The sequence below is a fragment of the Acinetobacter sp. GXMZU3951 genome (assembly GCF_054457875.1).
In genome coordinates this window covers 547,507-567,567 of record NZ_JBTLFO010000002.1, presented here as the reverse complement: position 1 = coordinate 567,567, position 20,061 = coordinate 547,507, and the positions used below count along the sequence as shown (strand labels likewise).

The following is a 20,061-nucleotide window of genomic DNA, read 5'->3' as shown; positions in this document are numbered from 1 at the left end:
GCCGGCGTTGTTGCTGACAATGGTCAGGTCTTTACGTCCAAGCTTGATCAGCCCGTCAATGAGTTCAGCGGGTTGGCCTGCTGTGCCAAAACCACCGATCATGATGGTTGAACCGTCTTGTATCTGGGAGAGCGCTTCCGTTAAGGTCGCTGCACTTTTATCTATCATTAGATAACTCCATTGTGCATCATGCAAATTTGAAAAGGCGCGGAAAACTAACTTATACTGGAGAGTAATACTGCTAAAACCACATTCCCTAGTCTTTTAGTTCGATTTCCTTATGTGTTCATTTTTTATCTTTTATTCAGATTAAACTAGATGCTTACACTTGGTTTTGTTCGATGATCGAACAATTTTACCCACTATCGAACAAAACCTGATTTTTTCAGTCAGATTTCACGCTATAGTAAAAATTAAAAGCACAACAGCGATAAGGAAATCACCAAGATGGATCAGGAATTGCAGAAAGCTGAAAAACTGCTCCAAAATAAGGACAATAAAAAAACCATTCGCCATGAAGATTTTGTGGCGGGTATTAGTAAGGGTATGGCCATTCTTGATTGCTTTGGTGCAGACCGTCATCGCTTAAATATTTCTATGGCTGCCGAACGAACGGGGATGACCCGCGCGGCTGCACGGCGCCATTTATTAACACTGGAGTATTTGGGCTATTTGGAGTCGGATGGGCATTATTATTATCTCACCCCCAAAATTCTCAAATTTTCAGGTGCCTACCTGGGCGGCGCACAACTTCCTAAAATTTCTCAGCCCTTGCTTAACCTGCTCACCAACCAAACGTCACTGATTTTTTCGGTCATGGTGCTCGACGGTTATGAAGCAATTACCATTGCCCGCAGTGCTGCGCATCAACAAACGGATCGGGTTAATCCTTATGGTCTACACTTAGGAAATCGTCTACCTGCCCATGCAACCTCGGCAGGGAAAATTTTACTGGCCCATCTAGAACCCAATGAACAACTCGAATGGCTTGAAAAATACCCACTACAACGACTCACCAAATACACGCATACCGATAATGAAACTTTTTTAAACTTACTCCATGAAATTAAAGAACAAGACTGGTGTTATTCCTGTGAAGAACATGAATTAGGGGTACATGCACTGGCCGTGCCGATTTATGAGCAAAAATCCAAAGTGATTGCCGCACTGAATATCGTGTCGCCTACGACTCGAACCACCAAGGAATATCTGATTCAGCATATTTTGCCTTTGTTACAAGAAACGGCACGTGAGTTACGTAATATTTTATAAAAAGAAATTAAGGATAAAAAATGAAGGTTTTTAGTTTGCAGGTTGAATCTTAGATCTGCCATTTTTGCATTTTAAAAATGAGAGACCGCTAAAAAATAGCGGTCTCTCATATATGGTGTTGATTATTCAAATACCACAGCTTTTTGGCTATATCGGCTATAGAAAAAGATCAATAAGCCGAATAAGTATAAGCAACCAGACAATAGAAGTAATGAAACACCTGCTGCATACAATAACCACGCTGCATAGATCACAGCAACCACGGCAATCGCAATATGCTTACCGCGCTTATGTTTCAGCGATTCTTTTAAATAGAAGGCAGAAACCAAAAAGTACGGCAAAAGAATCATCACCGATGAAATCAGCAACAATTGCGTGTAGTTCTTATCAAAGAAACACACGGCGATGAGAGAACCTTGTACCACAATTGACGTGAGCCACAACGATGCAATCGGCACACCATTGGCGTTGGTTTTTAAGAACACGGCAGGAAAAGCCCTATTTTTAGCGGCTAGAAACGGAATTTCTGTTGCAAACAAGGTCCAACTTAAATACGAAGAGCTTACCGAAATAATCAAGCCAAGCGTAATAATAATCGTGCCGGGTAGCCCAATCAGTTGCGCCAGTATGGTAGCCATAGAGGGATTATGCATATTGGCAATTTCTGCACGTCCTGCCACACCATAAGCCAGTACTGTCACCATGACATAGAAACTTAAGGCCAGCAGCACCCCCAATACGGTGGCACGACCAATGTCACTTCTGTTCTTGGCACGGGAAGATAAAACCACTGCCCCTTCAATCCCTGTAAACACCCATAAAGTAATCAGCATCAGATTACGCACTTGCTCCCAAACAGGAACTTGTAAGGAAAAATCAACAAGATTGAGCTTGAATAAGTCCAGTTTGAACGCGACAAAACTACAGGCAATAAAAACCACCAAAGGCACAATCTTGGCAACGGTGGCTATTAAGTTGACCAAAGCGGCTTCTTTAATGCCCTGACTCACCAGCCAATGCACAATCCAAACAAAAATAGAGGAACCAATTAAAGCATATAGGGTATTACCTTCACCAAAATAGACATGTTCAGGACTATCGGTAAATAACCCAACGCCTGAGAAAGCAATAACCACATAACCAACAATACCAATGGTGGTACAGAGCCAGTAACCCCAAGCAGAACAGAAGCCAATCAGCTCTCCAAATCCTTCGCGGGCATAGTTATAAATGCCACCATCAAGATCTGGGCGTTGTCGTGTTAAAAAAAGCAGGGCAAAGGCCAGAAACAAAATGCCCACACCAGTGATGAGCCAAGCCATCAGCAATGCCTGACCATTTGCCACTGCAGCCATATTTTGCGGGAGACTAAATACCCCTGAACCGACCATTGAACTAAATACCAAGGCGGTTAAGGAGAGTAAGCCAATTTTAGCTGTAGACATAAGAAAGTATTACTGTTTAAAAAATTGAGAAAGTTCTGCAATATGTTCGGGTCCAATACCACAACAGCCTCCAATGAGCGTTGCCCCAGCAGCTTGCCATTGCTTGGCAAAACTCAAATACAACGCAGGATTGAGGTCAGCGCGAATTTCATCTAGACCATCATTGGCTGTGGCTTCACTGTTTTGTGGTGGAAAGGCATTGGCATAAGCCCCTATTTGCACCGATGCAGGCAGTAGCTTTTTAATTTCGCCAATGGCTTGTAAGACCACTTCAGGCTGACAACAATTAAACAGTACGGCATTGGCATTCAGTCGAGTAATCAATTCCGCTGCTTGCTCAAGACTTTCGCCAGAACGTAGCAATGGATGCTCAAGCTGAATTTCATCCTGCAAGGTAAATGACACCCAGAACTCTCGTCCATCCTGAGGCAATAAAGCATGTACAGTTTCGACTTCTTCAAGGCAAGATTGAGTTTCGGCTAGCCAAAAATCCACATCCGGTGCAAGCGCGGCAATAATCGGTTCAGCTAGGGTTTTAGCTTCCGCTGCTTGAAAGAGATCGGCACGGTAAGAACCAAATAATGGTGGTAAACACCCTGCAATACGTACTTGTTTGCCACTCTCTGCAACCGCTTTTTTGGCTTGCGTCACGGCAACTTTCACCAAGCTCGTGACTTCATTGGCAAAGCGCTGCTCCCCAATATGAAAAGGAACCACCGCATAATTATTGGTCGTAATGACTTCTGCACCCGCTTGAATAAAGTCTAAATGCACTTGCTTCACAATGTCTGGTGCTTCCGTTAAAGCCAATGCAGACCATTCAGGTTGTCTAAACGGCGCACCACGACGAGCCAATTCACGACCAAAACCACCATCTAAAATTTTCATAAAGTTAAGTATTATTAAACAAAGATGCTGATTATAGAGAATATCTAATAGGATTTAATGCTCGAATCCTCCAAATAATATCTTTATTTCAGCTAATCAAAATTTATTTTACTCATAAAGTAATTGATTCATCAGGCCAATTTTAAAGCCATTTTCAAGTCTGCCATCATTCATTGATCAGCCCAAAATGCGTCACCTTAAATAAGTGATCCCGATTCTTTCACTCGCGCTTTTTTGTATGTGAATTTCTTCGCTTTGAAAGAATACTTCAGCATAATGACACCTATAAATACAGCCAGCACGTGAAGCTTGGCATGATGACCAATCCATAACCGCATGATTTAGGGTTAAGCCTGCATGAAGCAACCACACAATACACCAGTCGCTAATGAACAAAGCGCTGTACCTTTTAAGCAGGCACTTAAGTTCTGGCTGAAATTAGGCTGGATCAGTTTTGGTGGTCCCGCAGGTCAAATTGCACTGATGCATGAAGAGTTAGTACAAAAGCAAAAATGGATTTCAGAAAAGCGTTTTTTACATGCACTCAACTACTGCATGCTGCTCCCGGGTCCTGAAGCACAGCAATTAGCCACATATATGGGCTGGCTCATGCATCGTAGCCTAGGGGGAATCATCGCAGGATTGTTATTTATTCTTCCCTCCTTATTCATCATCATTTTACTTGCATGGGCCTATCTTCAATATGGTGATGTGCCGCTTGTTGCAGGACTGTTTTATGGTATTAAGCCAGCGGTAACAGCGATTGTCTTTCATGCCACCTATCGGATTGCGCAGCGTACCCTCAAAAGTATAGCCCTGTGGATGATTGCCCTTCTAGCCTTTGTCGCACTCTTTGTGTTTCAACTACCCTTCCCTTTGATTATTTTTAGCGCAGGATGCTTAGGCTATTTTCTGGGTCAATATGCTCCAACAAGCCTAGACTCAGCCCACACGGCTGAAGCTAGTTCATCAAATGAAGATATGCAAATACTAATCAATGACTCCAATCCAGCTCCAGCACATACTCAGTTTAAATGGCATCGGTTCATCATCATTCTTGTCAGTGCAGCACTGTTATGGATGGTTCCTGTACTGGGTCTCAGTCTGAGCTTAGGCTGGGAGCATAGTTATACGCAAATGGCTTGGTTCTTTACCAAAGCGGCATTACTGACCTTTGGTGGCGCATATGCCGTGTTGCCTTATGTTTTTCAAGGGGCTGTTCACCAATATGGCTGGCTTAGTGCCAGCCAAATGATAGATGGTCTGGCTTTAGGAGAAAGTACCCCCGGTCCCTTAATTATGATTGTTGCCTATGTCGGTTTCTTGGGAGGATACACGCAGGCACTTTTAGGCGGTGAGCAATTATTCTTGGCTGGGGTCATCGGAGCATGTATTGCCACATGGTTTACCTTTCTTTTTTCTTTTGTTTTTATCTTGGTTGGTGCCCCCCTTATTGAAACTACCCAGCAACACATTCGACTGCATGCCCCCTTAACGGCAATTACCGCCGCAGTGGTTGGTGTAATTCTCAATCTGGGATTATTTTTTGCATATCATGTGTTATGGCCGCAAGGCTTTAGTGCGCAGTTTGATTGGGTTGCCCTGCTTTTAACTGGGCTTGCTGCAACATTGCTGTTCTATTTTAAATTAAGCATCATACGCGTCATTGTCATGACTGCTCTGCTCGGTCTGCCCGCGTATTTCATATAAGACCATAGATTTTGATCAGCCGCGCGAACCTGTGAAGCTTAAAGTTTCAAGACTCGAAGAAGTTAGGCGATATTTAAAGCATTGGCATCTATTTTGCTTAATCGTATTACGTTTTTCAAAATTCGTAATACTAGGCAGGCAAGCAATATGGGCTATGTTGCAACAGAACTTAACCACAAAAACAAGCTGATTCTGGGCTTTTGCTCGTTTCTGATTCCACTCTTAATTTGGTGTGCTGTCAGCTACTTACCTTTTGTGTGGCATCCGCAAGTGCAAATTACCGATTCAGGCAGTGTGTCTTATTTTCAGGTCGATAGCCGCGTCGATAAAGCCTTGTTCTACAATGAAGCACAAAATGCCGTCAATCATGGTGATGCGCCACCGCAAGGCAAACTGGTCAACCCGATTTACTTACCAGCACCTGACCAAGTCGCCACTGCTTTAGTGACTGCTTTTACCACACCACCTGTGCAGGCTGATGCTCCATGGTTTCATCAAAGTCTCTGGCACAGTATTAAACTGGTGTTTAGTGCCTTTTTCTTGTCTTCACTGGTTGGCATTCCTTTAGGTATCCTCTGCGGTTTTTCTTTAAAAATTTCCACCTTAACCGAACCCTTTGTTGAATTTTTCCGCTATTTGCCTGCACCTGCTTTTGGCGCTTTGGCGGTGGCTATTTTAGGCATTAATGATGCACCGAAAATTGCCATTATTGTGATTGGGACGCTGTTTCAACAGATTCTGATTATTGCCAATACCACCCGCATGGTGGATCGAGGCTTAATTGAAGCTGGCTATACGCTTGGCACCAGCAAAATGAAAAGCTTGTTCCATGTGGTCATCCCTGCGGCATTGCCAGATATTTATCGCGATTTAAGAGTACTGCTCGGTTGGGCTTGGACTTATTTAATCGTGTCTGAACTGATCGGCACCACATCTGGGATTACATGGTTTATTACCCAACAAGCCCGCTACCAAAACTTTGACAACGTCTATGCCGCCATTCTGATTATTGGGGTGATTGGCTTGGTGTGTGACGTGATTTTAATGAAATTGGGCGAACGCCTGTTTAAATGGAAAGCAGGAGCAAAATAATGAATCCAACAGAAAACTATAACGCGCAGCACTATTTTGATCAGATTTATCAACGTCCTGTCATACTGGAAGCCAAGAAACTGACCCAAGTGTTTCAACATGGTAAAACCCAGCGCACAGTCTTAAATCAACTGGATTTAAAAGTGCATAAACGTGAATTTATCTGCGTGATTGGGCCTTCAGGCTGTGGTAAATCAACCTTTAGCCGTGTCGTGGCTGGGCTCGACCCTTATCACAGCGGTGAACTCTTGGTGGATGGTCAGCCCATTACAGGCCCAAGCCCAGAACGGGGTATGGTATTTCAGGGCTATACCTTGTTCCCTTGGAAAACCGTCAAAGAAAATGTGATGTTTGGTCCGCTCATGAAAGGTGCCAGCCATGCCTCGGCAGAAGCACATGCGCGGGAATGGATCAATATTATCGGCTTAGAAAAATATGAAAATCAGTACCCGCATCAACTTTCAGGCGGCATGAAACAGCGGGTTGCCATTGCACGGGCCTTGGTGAATCAACCGAAAATTTTACTGATGGATGAACCTTTTGGTGCACTCGACCCACATACGCGTCAAAAAATGCAAAAGCACCTCATGGATTTATGGCAGAACATCGACATCACCATTATTTTTGTCACGCATGATATGGATGAAGCGATTTTACTGGCAGACCGTATTGTCGCGCTGAAAGCCAATCCGGGGGAAATTAAAGAAATTATTGAAGTGGATTTACCCCGCCCACGCAATACAGAGCTGATGTTAAGCCCTGAATTCAAACAATTAAGAGAACGCGTGGATGCCTTGGTTCATGCCCAAGAAGATGAACTCGACCCTGCTTTAGCAGAGTTACCAAAAATTCCACGTATGACCCAAATTAGTACGCAAAAGTAAAATGACACCGCATAGCCTTTGGGACGACCCAAAGTGTTTTCTTATAGGTTGGACGACCAACGCTTGGTGATCAACATGCAACAGGATTATGTATTACCACTGGTAGAAATTTCACAACTCAATAGCCCCAATTTGGAAGATCGCCTTGCTGTGGCACAAGCCCTCGATCAAGCCTGTAAAGATGTGGGATTTTTATATCTGCGGGGCGATCAGTTCCGCCCTGAACTGTTTCAAAATCTGTGCCGTATAGCCGAGCAATATTTTGCTCTGGATGAAAGCGAAAAAATGCGGCATTATATTGGTCAGTCTGAAAACCACAGTGGCTATGTGCCGATTGGGGAAGAACAGTTTGTCAGTCAGAGCTATGATTTAAAAGAATCCTATGATGTGAACTATGACTATCTATTGCATGACGGCCGACGCCCCCTACTCGGTCCGACGCAATGGCCCGATTTTCCTGATTTTAAATTACATGTAGCTGAATATTATCAACATTTGAAACAGATTGGACATCAACTGTTTCGCTGCTTTGCCCTTGCATTAGACTTAGACGAGCATTTTTTTGATGCACATATTGCCCACGCACCGAGCCAGCTAAGGCTCATCCATTACCCCTTTAATCCCGCAGCACAGGATCGTGAAGGGATTGGTGCACATACCGATTATGAATGCTTCACGCTACTATTACCGACGGCTCCGGGATTACAAGTCTTGAATAAACAAGGCGAATGGATCGACATTCCCCTACTCGAAAACACCTTGGTAATGAACATTGGCGACATGATGGAAATTTTGTCCAATGGCCGTTATCTGGCGACTAAACATCGTGTCAAAAAAGTTCAACAAGAACGTTACTCCTTCCCCTTATTCTTCTCTTGCGATTATGACTATTTGATTCAACCCGTCATCGACACCGCGCAACCACGTTATGCCCCACTGATAGGCGGTGAGCATCTATTTAATCAAACCGCGCAAACCTTTAATTACCTAAAACAAAAGGTCGCATCAGGGGAAATTGTGCTGAAAAATGCCCGCCCGCTGTATACCTTTGGGCTAAATGAACACAAGGAGGTTTTATGAATCTGCTCGAACTTTGTCACCATTTAGCTCAAACAGATTTAAGCAGTGTCACGCTGCCACAGGCTGTATTGGGTGCTTTTCGACGTAAAAGCATCAACTTTTTTAACGGCGCAACCGATGAAAAAACCATTGTTTACTGGTTCCAGTCTGCATCCTTCACCATTGATTTACGCCTGAAAGATTCCAAGAATACGCCAATTTTGCAACGTCAGGGCTGGATTGGGGAAACCTTGTGGGATTCCGAACAGCAATTACTGTCTTGGCAGGTAGAAGCACACGCCAATTATCAAAATCACATCCAATGGCCTGAACCTGCCAAACTGCACTGCATTGGCAACTGCATTCTAGAATTTAGCCCAAGTAATGCCTATGTAGAAGATTGGCGTCAGCAAGCCAGTCAGGGCATGTATTTGGGACTGCGTTTAGACCAAGCCATCCATCTAGAGTCGAATACCCCCGTTCAGCTCGATGCGGGACTGATTATTTGTGGCGATTGGGTGGCTTATGCCCAATCGCGTCTGCCACAAAATCAGCAAGCTTTAGCATCCTTCAACCATTTAGATCAGGCAAATCAGGCTGGGGGTGATTTGGAACACATCAATCAATTTGAGGTTTCAGTGGGTTCATTATCGACAGGGGTTCAATTCAGCACGCAAAACCAGCGCGTACAGCAGCCTTTTGTGCTCGATGATTTTGAGGTCCTAGACTGCCAAACCCTTCTGCAAATCAAAGAGATTGCAGGAGAAAACTACGCCTTATATTTCAAAGTCGACATGTATCGACCACAGTTTCAGTTCCAAACCCAAACCGCTACATCATTAGACAGCCAAACTTGGCTCACACAAGAAGCAGAGCATCTGTTACATCATGCTCAAGCCACATATTAAGCAGGTGAAACATTGATAGCTTTTTTCTATTTAAGCATTGCGATTATTGCAGAAGTCATCGCCACCTCAGCGCTAAAAGCATCACAAGGTTTTAGTGTGTTACTCCCCTCGTGCATTACTGTACTGGGTTATGCGATTGCCTTGTATTTCCTGTCTTTAACACTCAAAACCATCCCCATGGGAATTGCTTATGCCATTTGGTCAGGCGCAGGCATTATCCTCATTTCCCTCGTCGGCTGGTTCGGTTTTAAGCAGCAACTGGATATCCCCGCGCTGATTGGTTTGGCACTCATGATTTCAGGCATTTTAGTGATTAATATTTTTTCTCAAAGCACTCAGCTCTAGTATTTTTCTAGACAAAAAAAATGCCCAGATTAAAAGACTGGGCATTTTAATATTCTGCTTCTTGTTATTGTGCTGCTTGCACCAATTCTGGATAAATTAAACCATCTACATCCAATTTGGCTTTATAAATACCATTACTCACATTAAATTCATTCACGTGGTAGGTTGAACCATAAATCGAATCGAAGCCTGAACCTTTGGTGAACACTTTCTTGTTGGCTGCAACATCCAGTAAATGTGTGCCTCCAATAAACTGTTCATACTGCTGTGGGTCAACCCCAACGCGATTCGACATAATTTTAACGGCATCGGCATGTGTTGCAGGGTCATTAATGTATTTCACGGTTTTATCCCAAACCTGAATCAGCTTTGCCCACTGTTCTTTGTTGGCTGCCAAATGACTCATGTTTACCGTTAAAGTGTCATAAATCAGACCTGGTTTATCTTCAGAAGTATAGATAATCTTAGAACCTGCAACCGATTTAAGTGCCTGATTCGCCACAGGTTGCCATACCGCAATGGCATCAATCTCTTTACTGGCGAACACCTGTGGTAATTCATTGGTCATTGAATTGACCAACTTCACATCGTTGGGTGCAATGTTGGCATCGCTCAAAGCTGTAGAAAGTAAGAGGTGATCGACCAGACCTTTTTCCGTCGCAATCGATTTGCCTTTAAGGTCTGCAACACTGTTAATACCTTCTTTGGCAATAATCACATCATTCCCCGCGGAATAATCGGTTGCCATAATCATGATGCCTTTGGTTCCCCCCGAAGCGGTCACCAAATTATCGCCATTGGTCACCAAAACTGCATCTAACTGGTTCGCTGCAAATGCCGACAATGACGCTGAATAATCAAACCATTTAAATTCGACATTTAAGCCTGCTTCTTTTAACCAGCCTTTTTCAATCGCCACTTGCCAAGCCACAAAACCCGGCCAGTCACTATAGCCAATGGTCATGGGCTGTGTCGCTGCTGTTGTTTCAGTCTTCTTTTCAGCTTCAGGCACTTTGGCGGTATTGTCACACCCCGAAAGTAAAATACCCGCAACGACTGACATTGATAATACTGCTTTTTTCATCATTTTCAGGTTCCCCTTAGATTATTCAATATTTTGTGGAATGGGTGGCATCACCGCATCCATCAGTTCAAGATGTCCGTTAATGACCCCTTTCAAGGCAATAAATTGCTGGCTGATGAGCTTTAATTCGGCACTTTTGCCCTGCAAAAGCATGACTTCCATAATCTTTTGTTCATCTAGCTGGATATGCAGCGAACTAATCACTTGTTCTAGATATTGCTGTTGCAGATCCATCAACTGCACTCGTAAGGGCATGGAACTGGCGTCATACAGCAAGGTTAAAGTTCCCACCATGACCGCATTTTGTTGTTCCTCAACGGCCACTAAATGCTTGTGAATCATGTCGACGATGGCTTGTGAGCGACTTTCATAACCTTGCTCGACAATTTTCTGATCCAATGCGCTTAAGGTGCTTTCAGGAACAGTCACGCTAATTCGCGCAAGTTTTGGTTTAGGCACGATTTACTTCCGCCCAGATTGAGGATGATGAGGATCTTGCTTGATATAAAAACCTGCTCGTACACTCAGCAATTCCAATAAAAATTGTTTAAAGAGCTGTGATGCCTTCTTGGCTGGGTTATGCGGTTTTTGCATCTCTGGCTCCTTATTGGTATTACCAAATTCGAATTTTGTATTACTCCAATAAATGCAGAAAGCGTGCCAGTTTGATGAAGGATATTTAGGGTGATAATGGCTAAAAAAGCTTAATATTTGTGCAGTAAATTTGATCTTGTTCTAAATCGGGGCAAGACAAAGCATTAGACATAATTTGATATTTCCGAGATCAGATTCAATTTTTTATTCTTATGTAATATCATGTGCTTATAAAAAACTTACGAATATTTAAATGATGAACAACAAACTCTATTATTGGGCTGAAAATTTAGAAGACTATAGTGCAGATAATGAAGAAAAGTATGACCAAGTTATAGAAATAAAACGGTTGAATTTTTTTATTGGTAAGAATAATGCGGGGAAGAGTCGATTTTTAAGAAATCTTTTTAGAAGTACAATCAAACCTCAACGCTATCAGATACACTTATTTAGAAAGCTTTTCTCTATTGCACAAGAAATTGAAAATAATAATAAATATGAAAATTTAAGAAAACGACCAGCATACAACGACTTTCTTTCACAGTTAAAAGTATTTAAAGACAGTATAGATTTCTCTAGCGAAAATACAGCAAATCACTTTAGAAATTGTCTAGATCATTTAACTCAGATGAATCAATTGAATATGTTTGAAAGCAATGTTCATCCTAATAAACTACAGCTTCAATTTAAAGAACAGCATCAACAATCCTCTAAATTAAATTTAGGAACTATAAAATTTTACCTTCCAACACTAAGAGGTATGCGCCCTGTCACAGAAACTGAAAATAAACAGCCTTATATTGAACGTGCTCAAAAGGATTACTTCAAAGATACCCAAAAATTTAACTCAAAAAATATCATTACAGGAGAAAGTCTTTATCACGAATTAAAAATTCATTTACTCGGTGAACCTGAGCAGCGAGAACTCATTAAGAAATATGAAGAAAAATTGAGTCAGTATTTTTTTGATAATGAGTCCGTCTCACTTATACCTAAGCATGACCAAGATGTAGTGAATATCAAAATTGGTAAAGACAAACAGTTCCCAATTTCTCAATTAGGTGATGGCTTACAACAAGCAATCATTTTAACTTTTGAAGCTTTTACCCAAAATAAAGACGTACATGCATTTTTTATTGAAGAACCTGAATTACACATGCATGCAGGTATGGTTCGTCAGCTCATGAACTTTTATCTAAATGAAACTAAGCACTATTATTTCTTTACGACTCACTCAAACCATCTTTTAGATATGGCAGATGAGTCAGACCAAGTCATCATTCAAAAGTTTGTTAAAGAACAAAATATGGATGATTTAAGCAAGTTTGATTTTAAAATTTATCTCTGTGACCGAGATCGAGATTTACTTGCCTCTTTAGGGGTTAAACCCTCTTCTGTGTACTTAGCCAATTGCACAATTTGGGTCGAAGGTATTACTGACCGTCTCTATATCACAAAATATATGGATAAATATTTAAGCGAACTAAAAACTTCCAATGAAGAGTTATATAAGAAATACCGCCGCTTTATGCCAAATTATCACTATACCTTTGTGGAATACGCAGGAAGTAATCTCGTGCATTGGTCTTTTAGTGATGATTATTCCGACCATCTAGATGACAAAGGTTTAAGTGCAAAGGCTGTTGCAAGTGAAATGCTTTTGATTGCTGATGGAGATATCCAAGGCAAAGCTGATCGTGTAGCCATTTTAAAAAAGGAATTGAAATCTGAAAATTATTTCATTTTAAAATGTAAAGAAACTGAAAATACATTACCTAAAGAATCCATTATTCGCGTAGCAAAATCTAGGTTTTCTCGAATGTATAAATCTACTACTCAAAGCTATGATATTGCGCTCATTGATCAAATTACCGATGAACATTATTTTGATCATGCAGAGGATGGGATTGGTAAGCTGCTTGATGCTCAAATCAAAAAGCCAAAGTCTAAATCTTCCAAACCTGCATTTGCTGATGGTAATGGAGTTGGAACTATTAAATACAAGTTAGATTTTTGCCGCGAAATTATTAAAGATTTTGATGAAAAACCTGATTGGCAACTCACTCCTAAAGCGACAGAGCTTTGCAAAAAGATTTTTGAGCATATAGAAAAATGTAATCGTTAAAGCTATTGAGCTTCCCTAGCCTCTCTCCTAAAAGAAAGGTTAGGGAAAAACAATCAAGCCACAGGTGCCAATGTAAACAACACTTGCCCCGTTTTCACCGTTTGCCCTTTTTCAATGGTAATAGCTTCAACTTTCATGCGTTCAGGTGCCAAAATTGGAATCTCAATTTTCATGGCTTCAATTACAGCCAAAGTTGCCCCTTCTTCCACCACATCTCCCGTTTGGCATTCAATTTTCCAAATTGAACCGGGCATGTGCGATTCCACCGCACAACCACCATCGGGAATGGCAACCGCCTCACCATCATCCACAGCATCTAAACTTTCAGACACATATTCCGCCAAGCCTGCTTCATGCCAGCGACGACGCTCCGCTTCAAAATTGTTTTGTTGGGTTTGCTTGAAGGTCTGAATAGTTTCAGCATTTTCCTGTAAGAATTGGTTATATTCTTTTAGGTTCAACACGCCTTCTTCAACACGAAGATTTAAACGTCCTGCTTTAAAATCTTCACGCATCTGCATCAATTCGGCTTCAGACACTTCATAAAATTTAATCTGATCAAAGAAGCGCAGTAACCACGGCTTACCCTGTTCAAAATTGGCATTTTTACGGTAGCGACTCCACATTTGTGTGGTACGCCCGACAAATTGATAACCGCCCGGACCTTCCATGCCGTATACGCACATATAAGCACCGCCAATACCAACCGCATTTTCAGGGGTCCATGTCCGCGCAGGATTATATTTGGTGGTCACTAAACGTTGCCGTGGGTCGAGTGGTGTTGCCACTGGTGCGCCTAAATACACATCGCCCAGTCCCATCACCAAATAACGGGCGTTATACACTACATCTTTTACGGCTTGTTTCGAATCTAAACCATTAATACGGCGAATAAATTCAATGTTATCTGGACACCACGGTGCATCCGCACGCACAATTTGGCTATAGCGTTCTGTTGCCAATTGCGTTTGCGAATCCTCCCAAGCCAAAGGCAAATACACAGTACGTGAAGGTACCTGCATTTCAGCAATATTCGGGAGTTGTTCTTCTGCGACTTCCAGCAAACGCAGCAAATCAGTTTGATCCAACACCAAACAATCATAATGAATTTGCAGCGAGCGAATGCCTGGGGTTAAATCAATAATACCCTTGATGTTTTGTGCTTTCATCCATTGCATTAAGGCATGAATACGGAAGCGTAGATTTAAATCCAGTACCAATTCTCCGTATTCTACCAACAAGTAATGGTTCCCCGCAGGACGATAAACCACATCTGGACGTATAGCATCGCCCTTAAAGGTATCTAAAATTAAATGGCTTAATGTAATCGGTTCAGCTTGAATAACTTGTTCGTAGTGAATGCCTTCAGGGGATGCTGCATCCAACATGCTTTGATAATCTAGATTGAGCTGCTTGGCTTGATGGTAACTGACAGGAATAAATTTGACCTTATCGCCCGCTTTGAGCTGCCCCAATTTCCAAAGCTCAGAATGAATCACCACCGCAGGACACACAAAACCGCCTAGGCTTGGACCATCAGGCCCTAAAATAATTGGCATATCGCCAGTAAAGTCGATCGCACCAATGGCATAGGCATTATCGTGAATATTGGATGGATGTAAGCCTGCCTCACCACCATCTTCGCGTGCCCATTCAGGTTTAGGGCCAATCAGGCGAATACCTGTACGGCTGGAGTTGAAATGAATTTCAAATTCATGCTCAAAGAAGCTTTCAATATCTTGATTGGTAAAAAAGTCAGGTGCGCCATGCGGACCATACATGACCGCAATTTCCCAAGTAGAATTAAATGCTGGAATTTGTTCTAGGCTTAAAGCATTGTTAATTTGGTCACTACATGCCGTAATGGGCAGCATATCCCCGACCAATAAATTACGTCCTGCATGCCCCCCAAATTGACCCAAGGTAAAAGTCGCCTGTGAGCCTAAATATTCAGGGACTTTAAAGCCGCCTTTCACCCCAATATAGCTACGGCAACCCGTGGTAATTTTGCCACATTTCAGTACCTGACCTTTTTTGACATTCACCGTTTGCCACATCGGCACAACCACCCCATCAAGGGTTGCAGGCATTTCACCGCCAGTCAGCGCAATTTGGCTATCACAATGAAATTTCAGACTCGGACCTTGAAGGGTGCATTCCAAACCCGCAGTATTTTTTGCGTTGCCTAATAATTGATTCGCAATATTTAAAGACAATGGGTCGATTGCACCAGATGGTGGTACACCGACATCCCAGTAGCCTAGTCGCCCAGTCACATCCTGAATCGAAGTTTGAATACCGGCCTGTAGCACCTCAATCTTTTGGGTTTTCCACTCAAAACTATTCAAAAAGCGTGTGGTTTGCGTGCCTGCTTGAAATACGTCTCCCGCCACAATGTTCTGCAAATACTCGAGATTGGTTTCAATCCCTGCCACTTGCGTATTGGCTAGACTGGCACTCATGGCCTGAATTGCAGCAGCGCGATCTGCTGCAGTCACAATAATTTTGGCAATCATCGGGTCATAATAAGAGGAGACATTTGAACCTGTTTCCACCCAAGTTTCCACACGGCAATCTGGATCAAATGTAACTTCAGTGAGTAGCCCTGCACTGGGTTGGAAGTTTTTAATCGGATCTTCGGCATATAAACGCACTTGAATCGAATGCCCATGTGACTGTAAAGCTTCCTTTGGCGCAGTCCAATCACCACTCGCCAAGGTCACCATCCATTCTACCAAGTCGACCCCATAGACTTGTTCCGTCACGCCATGCTCTACCTGTAAACGCGTGTTCACTTCCAAGAAATAGAATTCTTGCGTATCGGTATCCATGACAAATTCAACCGTCCCTGCCGAACGGTAATGCACCGATTGCATCAGTTGTATCGCGACCTGTTGAAGATACTCACGTTGTTCATCCGACAAATGCGGTGCAGGTGTTTCTTCAATCACTTTCTGGTTACGGCGCTGTACCGAACAATCGCGTTCACCCAAAGCCAAGACCTGACCTTGCCCATCCCCAAAGATTTGCACCTCAATATGACGAGCATACTGCACAAATTTTTCTAAATACAAACCTGCATCTTTAAAGTTGGCTTGTGCCAAATAAGATACTGTTTGGTAGGCCTCTTTTAGTTCTTCAGCATTCCACACCAAACGCATGCCAATGCCCCCACCACCTGCGGTGCTTTTTAGCATCACAGGATAGCCAATGCGTTCTGCTTCAAGCAATGCCTCAGCTTCATCTGCCAATAAAGCACTTCCAGGTAAAAGCGGGACTTGATTCTGAATGGCCAATTCACGAGCCGTATGCTTTAAACCAAAATCACGCATTTGTGCAGAAGTGGGACCAATAAAGGCAATGCCTGCGGCTTCACATAAGTCACAAAATTCAGCATTTTCCGATAAAAAACCATAACCCGGATGAATTGCTTCTGCCCCCGTTTGCTGTGCCACTTGCAGAATTTTTTCGATATTTAAATAACTTTGACTGGCGGGTGCAGCGCCAATACAAACTGCTTCATCCGCCATGGTCACATGTAAAGAATCACGGTCGGCTTCTGAATAGACCGCGACGGATTGAATCCCCAATTTTTTCAGGGTGCGGATCACACGGCAAGCAATGGCACCACGGTTGGCAATTAAAACTTTTTTAAACATGGCACTTACTCCGCAGCTTCACGAACAATCAGTTGGATGGGCGTTGGGTTATAGGCATTACATGGATTATTTAACTGTGGGCAATTGGAAATCAGCACAATCAAATCCATCTCGGCCTGAATTTCGACATATTTTCCTGCAGCAGAAATACCATCCTCAAATTTCAAATGACCCTCCGCAGTCACGGGTACATTCATAAAGAAATTAATATTCGGACCAATATGGCGCACATTCAGCCCATGTTTTAACGCGACAGGATGTTTGGCTAAGGCATACATGAAATTATTACGGCAGCTATGCATTGGGTAAGTCTCATGTGCATAACGCACGGTGTTGCTTTCACAAGAACATGCACCACCCAAAGTGTCGTGCCGACCACAGTTATCATCATGAATCACGGCCATCGGACGTGCCAAGTTACTGTACAGCGTAGTGCCTTTTTCTAAATAAATTTGACGATTCATCGCCAAAGTATCGGTGGCGCTATAGCGTTCTTCTGGATTTTCCGCACTAATAAACAAGGTATCCACCGCCTGATTACCTTCTAAATCGATAATGCGGAAGTACTGCCCTTTTTTTACTTCACACATCCATGCTTCACCCGCAGGACACACTTCAGTTAAAATCGTTTTTTCAAAATGTTGTAATACTGTCATGACTGTTCTCCCGTGTGCTTAGCAAACATCAGATAAAGCGAAATAACGTGCATTGTTTTGAAACGCACGTTGGTTTTGGGCACATGAATCACGACAGAGATCATGCTCATCTAAAGGATTGGCTTTAAATAGAGAAAGCTGAATGTCCGCAGGTTGATAAGTTGAATTCTGATCTAAAGCATGCGGTGCAGCAGACAAGAACAGCAAACAGTCCATTTCAAAGCGCAGTTCAATCACCTGATCGGTATTGTCCGCGGTCACATAAGAGAGTTCACCAGCATCATTCGGCGCAACTTTGGAAAATAGATTTAGGGTGGCACTTAAGTCGGTTTGTGCTAAAGAACACTTCGCCATTTCAACCAACAAACCATCTACCCCACTTTGATACATACTATTCCGCGCATCTTGAAAGCTTTTACGACCATACTGGGCTGCAATCTGTTCGGCACGACTTGCACCACAGAGCACATCATTCCAGCCATGTTCATCAGTGACAATGGAAGCCATGACCCGCCCAAGGTCTGAATACAGTACATGCCCTGCACTTAAGTAAGCGGTATGTTGACCTTTTAAACTGTCTGGCATGTTAAAGCGTTCTAATTTATCGGCAGCATTGACACAGAACAGTGAGACATTGGCATGTGCAGAAAGTGCTTTAAAACGAAGGACTGCACCTTTTTGAATACGCCCTGACCAGTGATGCCCGCCGGGCAGCACTTCAGTCCAGAGTGTTTGGTTATTATGATATTGCTGTAAGCCCATTGCTGTTACCTCTTCGGTGGATTCGCATGACCTCCCGGGCTTTTATCCCTCCGTGTAGTTCTTTCGAACCGTGAACTCTCGGTCTCGGACATACGCGCACGTATCGGAACCCTAGATCACTTTTTTCTAGTCATGATTAAGCAAAGGCTGTGCCAATTTAGTATTACGATTTTATCCATCTGTAATACTATTTTTGAGCGAAGATGAGGCAAACCAAAAATAAAGGCGCATTAATGCACCAGAAACAAAGCAATTTTAAAAATAGAAAAAAATAGATCGGGAAAATATTCGGGATTAGCTCATTTCACAAATATACTGAACGCCATCACGCCCTTGACGTTTGACTTCATACAAAGCCTGATCTGCCATCTTGAGCCAATCTGTCGTAGAACCAGCCGCAGCGGCAGAAGAAACCCCAATACTAATACTCATGCGAAAATTTGGATTACTGGGTAAGCGAAAATCTCTGACTCTGTTTAAAATGATGTGTGATAATTGTAGAATTTCTTGTGAACTGCTATCCATCACGATCACCGCCAGTTCATCTCCCCCAAATCGGGCAGGAATATCTTTGCTTTGAATGGATTCTCTTAGAATATTCGACAATTCAATTAAGACATAATCACCCATCTCATGACCATAGGTGTCATTAATATCCTTAAAATGATCCACATCAATCAACATCAAAAAAGCTGTCGTATGGCCCCGTTGAGTTTGTAAAAAGGTACTGGCTAGACGCTGCTCAAACAAACGGCGGTTGGGAATATGTAAGCGCGGGTCCATCAGGGCAATCCGCTCAAATTGACGGTTTTTTTGACTTAAATTGGTGGATAATTTTCGAGACAAGACACTTATAGCAATCAGATATAAAGTTGCAAGCGGAATCGTCAGCCAAACCGTATGCGGACTAAAGGTTAAGGTGAATGGCATCCCCACAGCCACCCATACACCCAGCAAAGACACCGTAAAACCCAATATTGACGGTGCTAACAGTTTCCAGCCACCAGCGGCATAACGGTCTGCAATAAACACAGCAACAATAATAAAAGAAGGCATGGGACTCAAACCCATTACCGCGATCCAAGCACCACCAAATATGGTGTCTAAAATTAAACTGGTTTGTTCGGTCTTAACAGGATCATTGGATTTTTTACTAATGAAATAAGCCAAACTTGGCCAAATAAAAGCATTTGCCATTAAAACAATAAAATAAGCACTCTGATAATTCAGGTCAGATAAAACTGAATAGATTGGTAAAAAGCATAAAAATGTCCCCAGTTGCCGCATGATAAAAATACGTTTTAGGAATTTTTTCGTTCGCGTTTGTAATAATTCTTCATCTGGAACGATGTAAGACATATTTAACCCAATGCTAAATGAGAGTATTTTTATATAATGTAGCAAATTTTATTCCGTAATTTACTCATTTATTTAAAAAAAAGACGGTTTATTCTCATTTTCCGAATTTATTTCAGGCTTCGTCTCAGGCATTCTTCTTCGGCTTTATTTTATGCAAACTAGCATCATGAATCCTAAAAAAGCACAGTTGCGTATGATCACCCCTGTGCTCTTTGGCTT

Annotated in this window: 18 protein-coding genes and 1 riboswitch; of the genes, 8 read left to right on the top strand and 10 right to left on the bottom strand. The window is 42.5% G+C overall.

Translation table 11 applies throughout. From position 1 onward, the window contains the following. The coding region (locus ACX17N_RS05735; protein WP_458891621.1) for a CoA-transferase at positions 1-168 on the bottom strand (168 nt) is incomplete at its 3' end. Between the two features lie 279 nt (positions 169-447). On the opposite strand from ACX17N_RS05735, the gene pcaU reads away from it, so the two are divergent. Then, positions 448-1,272, top strand: a complete 825-nt coding sequence (pcaU, locus tag ACX17N_RS05730) for an IclR family transcriptional regulator PcaU (protein ID WP_458891595.1) — start codon at positions 448-450, stop codon at positions 1,270-1,272. 122 nt (positions 1,273-1,394) lie between these two features. Here pcaU and ACX17N_RS05725 read toward each other — a convergent pair whose 3' ends face one another. Continuing rightward, the gene (locus ACX17N_RS05725; RefSeq protein ID WP_458891594.1) at positions 1,395-2,717 is read right to left on the bottom strand and encodes a basic amino acid/polyamine antiporter; all 1,323 of its coding nucleotides are present in this window, start codon (positions 2,715-2,717) and stop codon (positions 1,395-1,397) included. A 9-nt stretch (positions 2,718-2,726) separates the two neighbouring features. Then, positions 2,727-3,605, bottom strand: a complete 879-nt coding sequence (locus ACX17N_RS05720; RefSeq protein WP_458891593.1) for a homocysteine S-methyltransferase family protein — start codon at positions 3,603-3,605, stop codon at positions 2,727-2,729. 357 nt (positions 3,606-3,962) lie between these two features. Between ACX17N_RS05720 and chrA the strand changes: the two genes are divergently transcribed. The 6 genes from chrA to ACX17N_RS05690 all read left to right on the top strand — a co-directional run bounded on the left by chrA (position 3,963) and on the right by ACX17N_RS05690 (position 9,603). Next, the gene (chrA, locus tag ACX17N_RS05715; protein ID WP_458891592.1) at positions 3,963-5,315 is read left to right on the top strand and encodes a chromate efflux transporter; all 1,353 of its coding nucleotides are present in this window, start codon (positions 3,963-3,965) and stop codon (positions 5,313-5,315) included. 147 nt (positions 5,316-5,462) lie between these two features. Continuing rightward, positions 5,463-6,407, top strand: a complete 945-nt coding sequence (locus ACX17N_RS05710; protein WP_458891591.1) for an ABC transporter permease — start codon at positions 5,463-5,465, stop codon at positions 6,405-6,407. Then, positions 6,407-7,291 carry an ABC transporter ATP-binding protein gene (locus tag ACX17N_RS05705; RefSeq protein ID WP_458891590.1) on the top strand — a complete coding sequence of 295 codons (885 nt, stop codon included), beginning with the start codon at positions 6,407-6,409 and terminating at the stop codon, positions 7,289-7,291. Before ACX17N_RS05710 ends, ACX17N_RS05705 begins: the two co-directional genes overlap by 1 nt. Before the next feature lie 75 nt (positions 7,292-7,366). Further along, positions 7,367-8,371 (top strand): isopenicillin N synthase family dioxygenase, encoded by a 1,005-nt coding sequence (locus tag ACX17N_RS05700; RefSeq protein ID WP_458891589.1) that lies wholly within the window; start codon positions 7,367-7,369, stop codon positions 8,369-8,371. Then, entirely contained in the window at positions 8,368-9,258 is an 891-nt protein-coding gene (locus tag ACX17N_RS05695; RefSeq protein WP_458891588.1) for a hypothetical protein, read from the top strand. The genes ACX17N_RS05700 and ACX17N_RS05695 overlap by 4 nt, the downstream gene beginning before the upstream one ends. A 12-nt stretch (positions 9,259-9,270) precedes the next feature. Continuing rightward, entirely contained in the window at positions 9,271-9,603 is a 333-nt protein-coding gene (locus ACX17N_RS05690) for a DMT family transporter (protein ID WP_458891587.1), read from the top strand. A 64-nt stretch (positions 9,604-9,667) separates the two neighbouring features. Here ACX17N_RS05690 and ACX17N_RS05685 read toward each other — a convergent pair whose 3' ends face one another. The 3 genes from ACX17N_RS05685 to ACX17N_RS05675 are packed head-to-tail and all read right to left on the bottom strand — an operon-like array spanning position 9,668 to position 11,281. After that, positions 9,668-10,690 carry an ABC transporter substrate-binding protein gene (locus tag ACX17N_RS05685; protein ID WP_458891586.1) on the bottom strand — a complete coding sequence of 341 codons (1,023 nt, stop codon included), beginning with the start codon at positions 10,688-10,690 and terminating at the stop codon, positions 9,668-9,670. Positions 10,691-10,708: 18 nt separating this feature from the next. Continuing rightward, complete coding sequence (gene nikR, locus ACX17N_RS05680) at positions 10,709-11,146, bottom strand: nickel-responsive transcriptional regulator NikR (RefSeq protein ID WP_458891585.1); 438 nt, start codon at positions 11,144-11,146, stop codon at positions 10,709-10,711. 3 nt (positions 11,147-11,149) lie between these two features. Continuing rightward, positions 11,150-11,281, bottom strand: coding sequence for a hypothetical protein (locus tag ACX17N_RS05675; RefSeq protein WP_458891584.1), 132 nt, complete (start codon positions 11,279-11,281; stop codon positions 11,150-11,152). A gap of 256 nt (positions 11,282-11,537) precedes the next feature. On the opposite strand from ACX17N_RS05675, the gene ACX17N_RS05670 reads away from it, so the two are divergent. Then, a complete protein-coding gene (locus tag ACX17N_RS05670; RefSeq protein ID WP_458891620.1) occupies positions 11,538-13,406 on the top strand; it encodes an AAA family ATPase in 1,869 nt (622 codons plus the stop codon). Between the two features lie 53 nt (positions 13,407-13,459). On the opposite strand, the gene uca is transcribed toward ACX17N_RS05670, so the two are convergent. The 4 genes from uca to ACX17N_RS05650 all read right to left on the bottom strand — a co-directional run bounded on the left by uca (position 13,460) and on the right by ACX17N_RS05650 (position 19,842). Beyond that, complete coding sequence (uca, locus tag ACX17N_RS05665) at positions 13,460-17,065, bottom strand: urea carboxylase (protein ID WP_458891583.1); 3,606 nt, start codon at positions 17,063-17,065, stop codon at positions 13,460-13,462. Between the two features lie 5 nt (positions 17,066-17,070). Further along, entirely contained in the window at positions 17,071-17,721 is a 651-nt protein-coding gene (locus ACX17N_RS05660) for an urea amidolyase associated protein UAAP2 (RefSeq protein ID WP_458891582.1), read from the bottom strand. An 18-nt stretch (positions 17,722-17,739) separates the two neighbouring features. Continuing rightward, the gene (locus ACX17N_RS05655; RefSeq protein WP_458891581.1) at positions 17,740-18,483 is read right to left on the bottom strand and encodes an urea amidolyase associated protein UAAP1; all 744 of its coding nucleotides are present in this window, start codon (positions 18,481-18,483) and stop codon (positions 17,740-17,742) included. A 29-nt stretch (positions 18,484-18,512) separates the two neighbouring features. Then, positions 18,513-18,609, bottom strand: a riboswitch (guanidine-I (ykkC/yxkD leader). A 168-nt stretch (positions 18,610-18,777) separates the two neighbouring features. Then, the gene (locus ACX17N_RS05650) at positions 18,778-19,842 is read right to left on the bottom strand and encodes a diguanylate cyclase (protein WP_458891580.1); all 1,065 of its coding nucleotides are present in this window, start codon (positions 19,840-19,842) and stop codon (positions 18,778-18,780) included. Between the last annotated feature and the right edge of the window lie 219 nt (positions 19,843-20,061).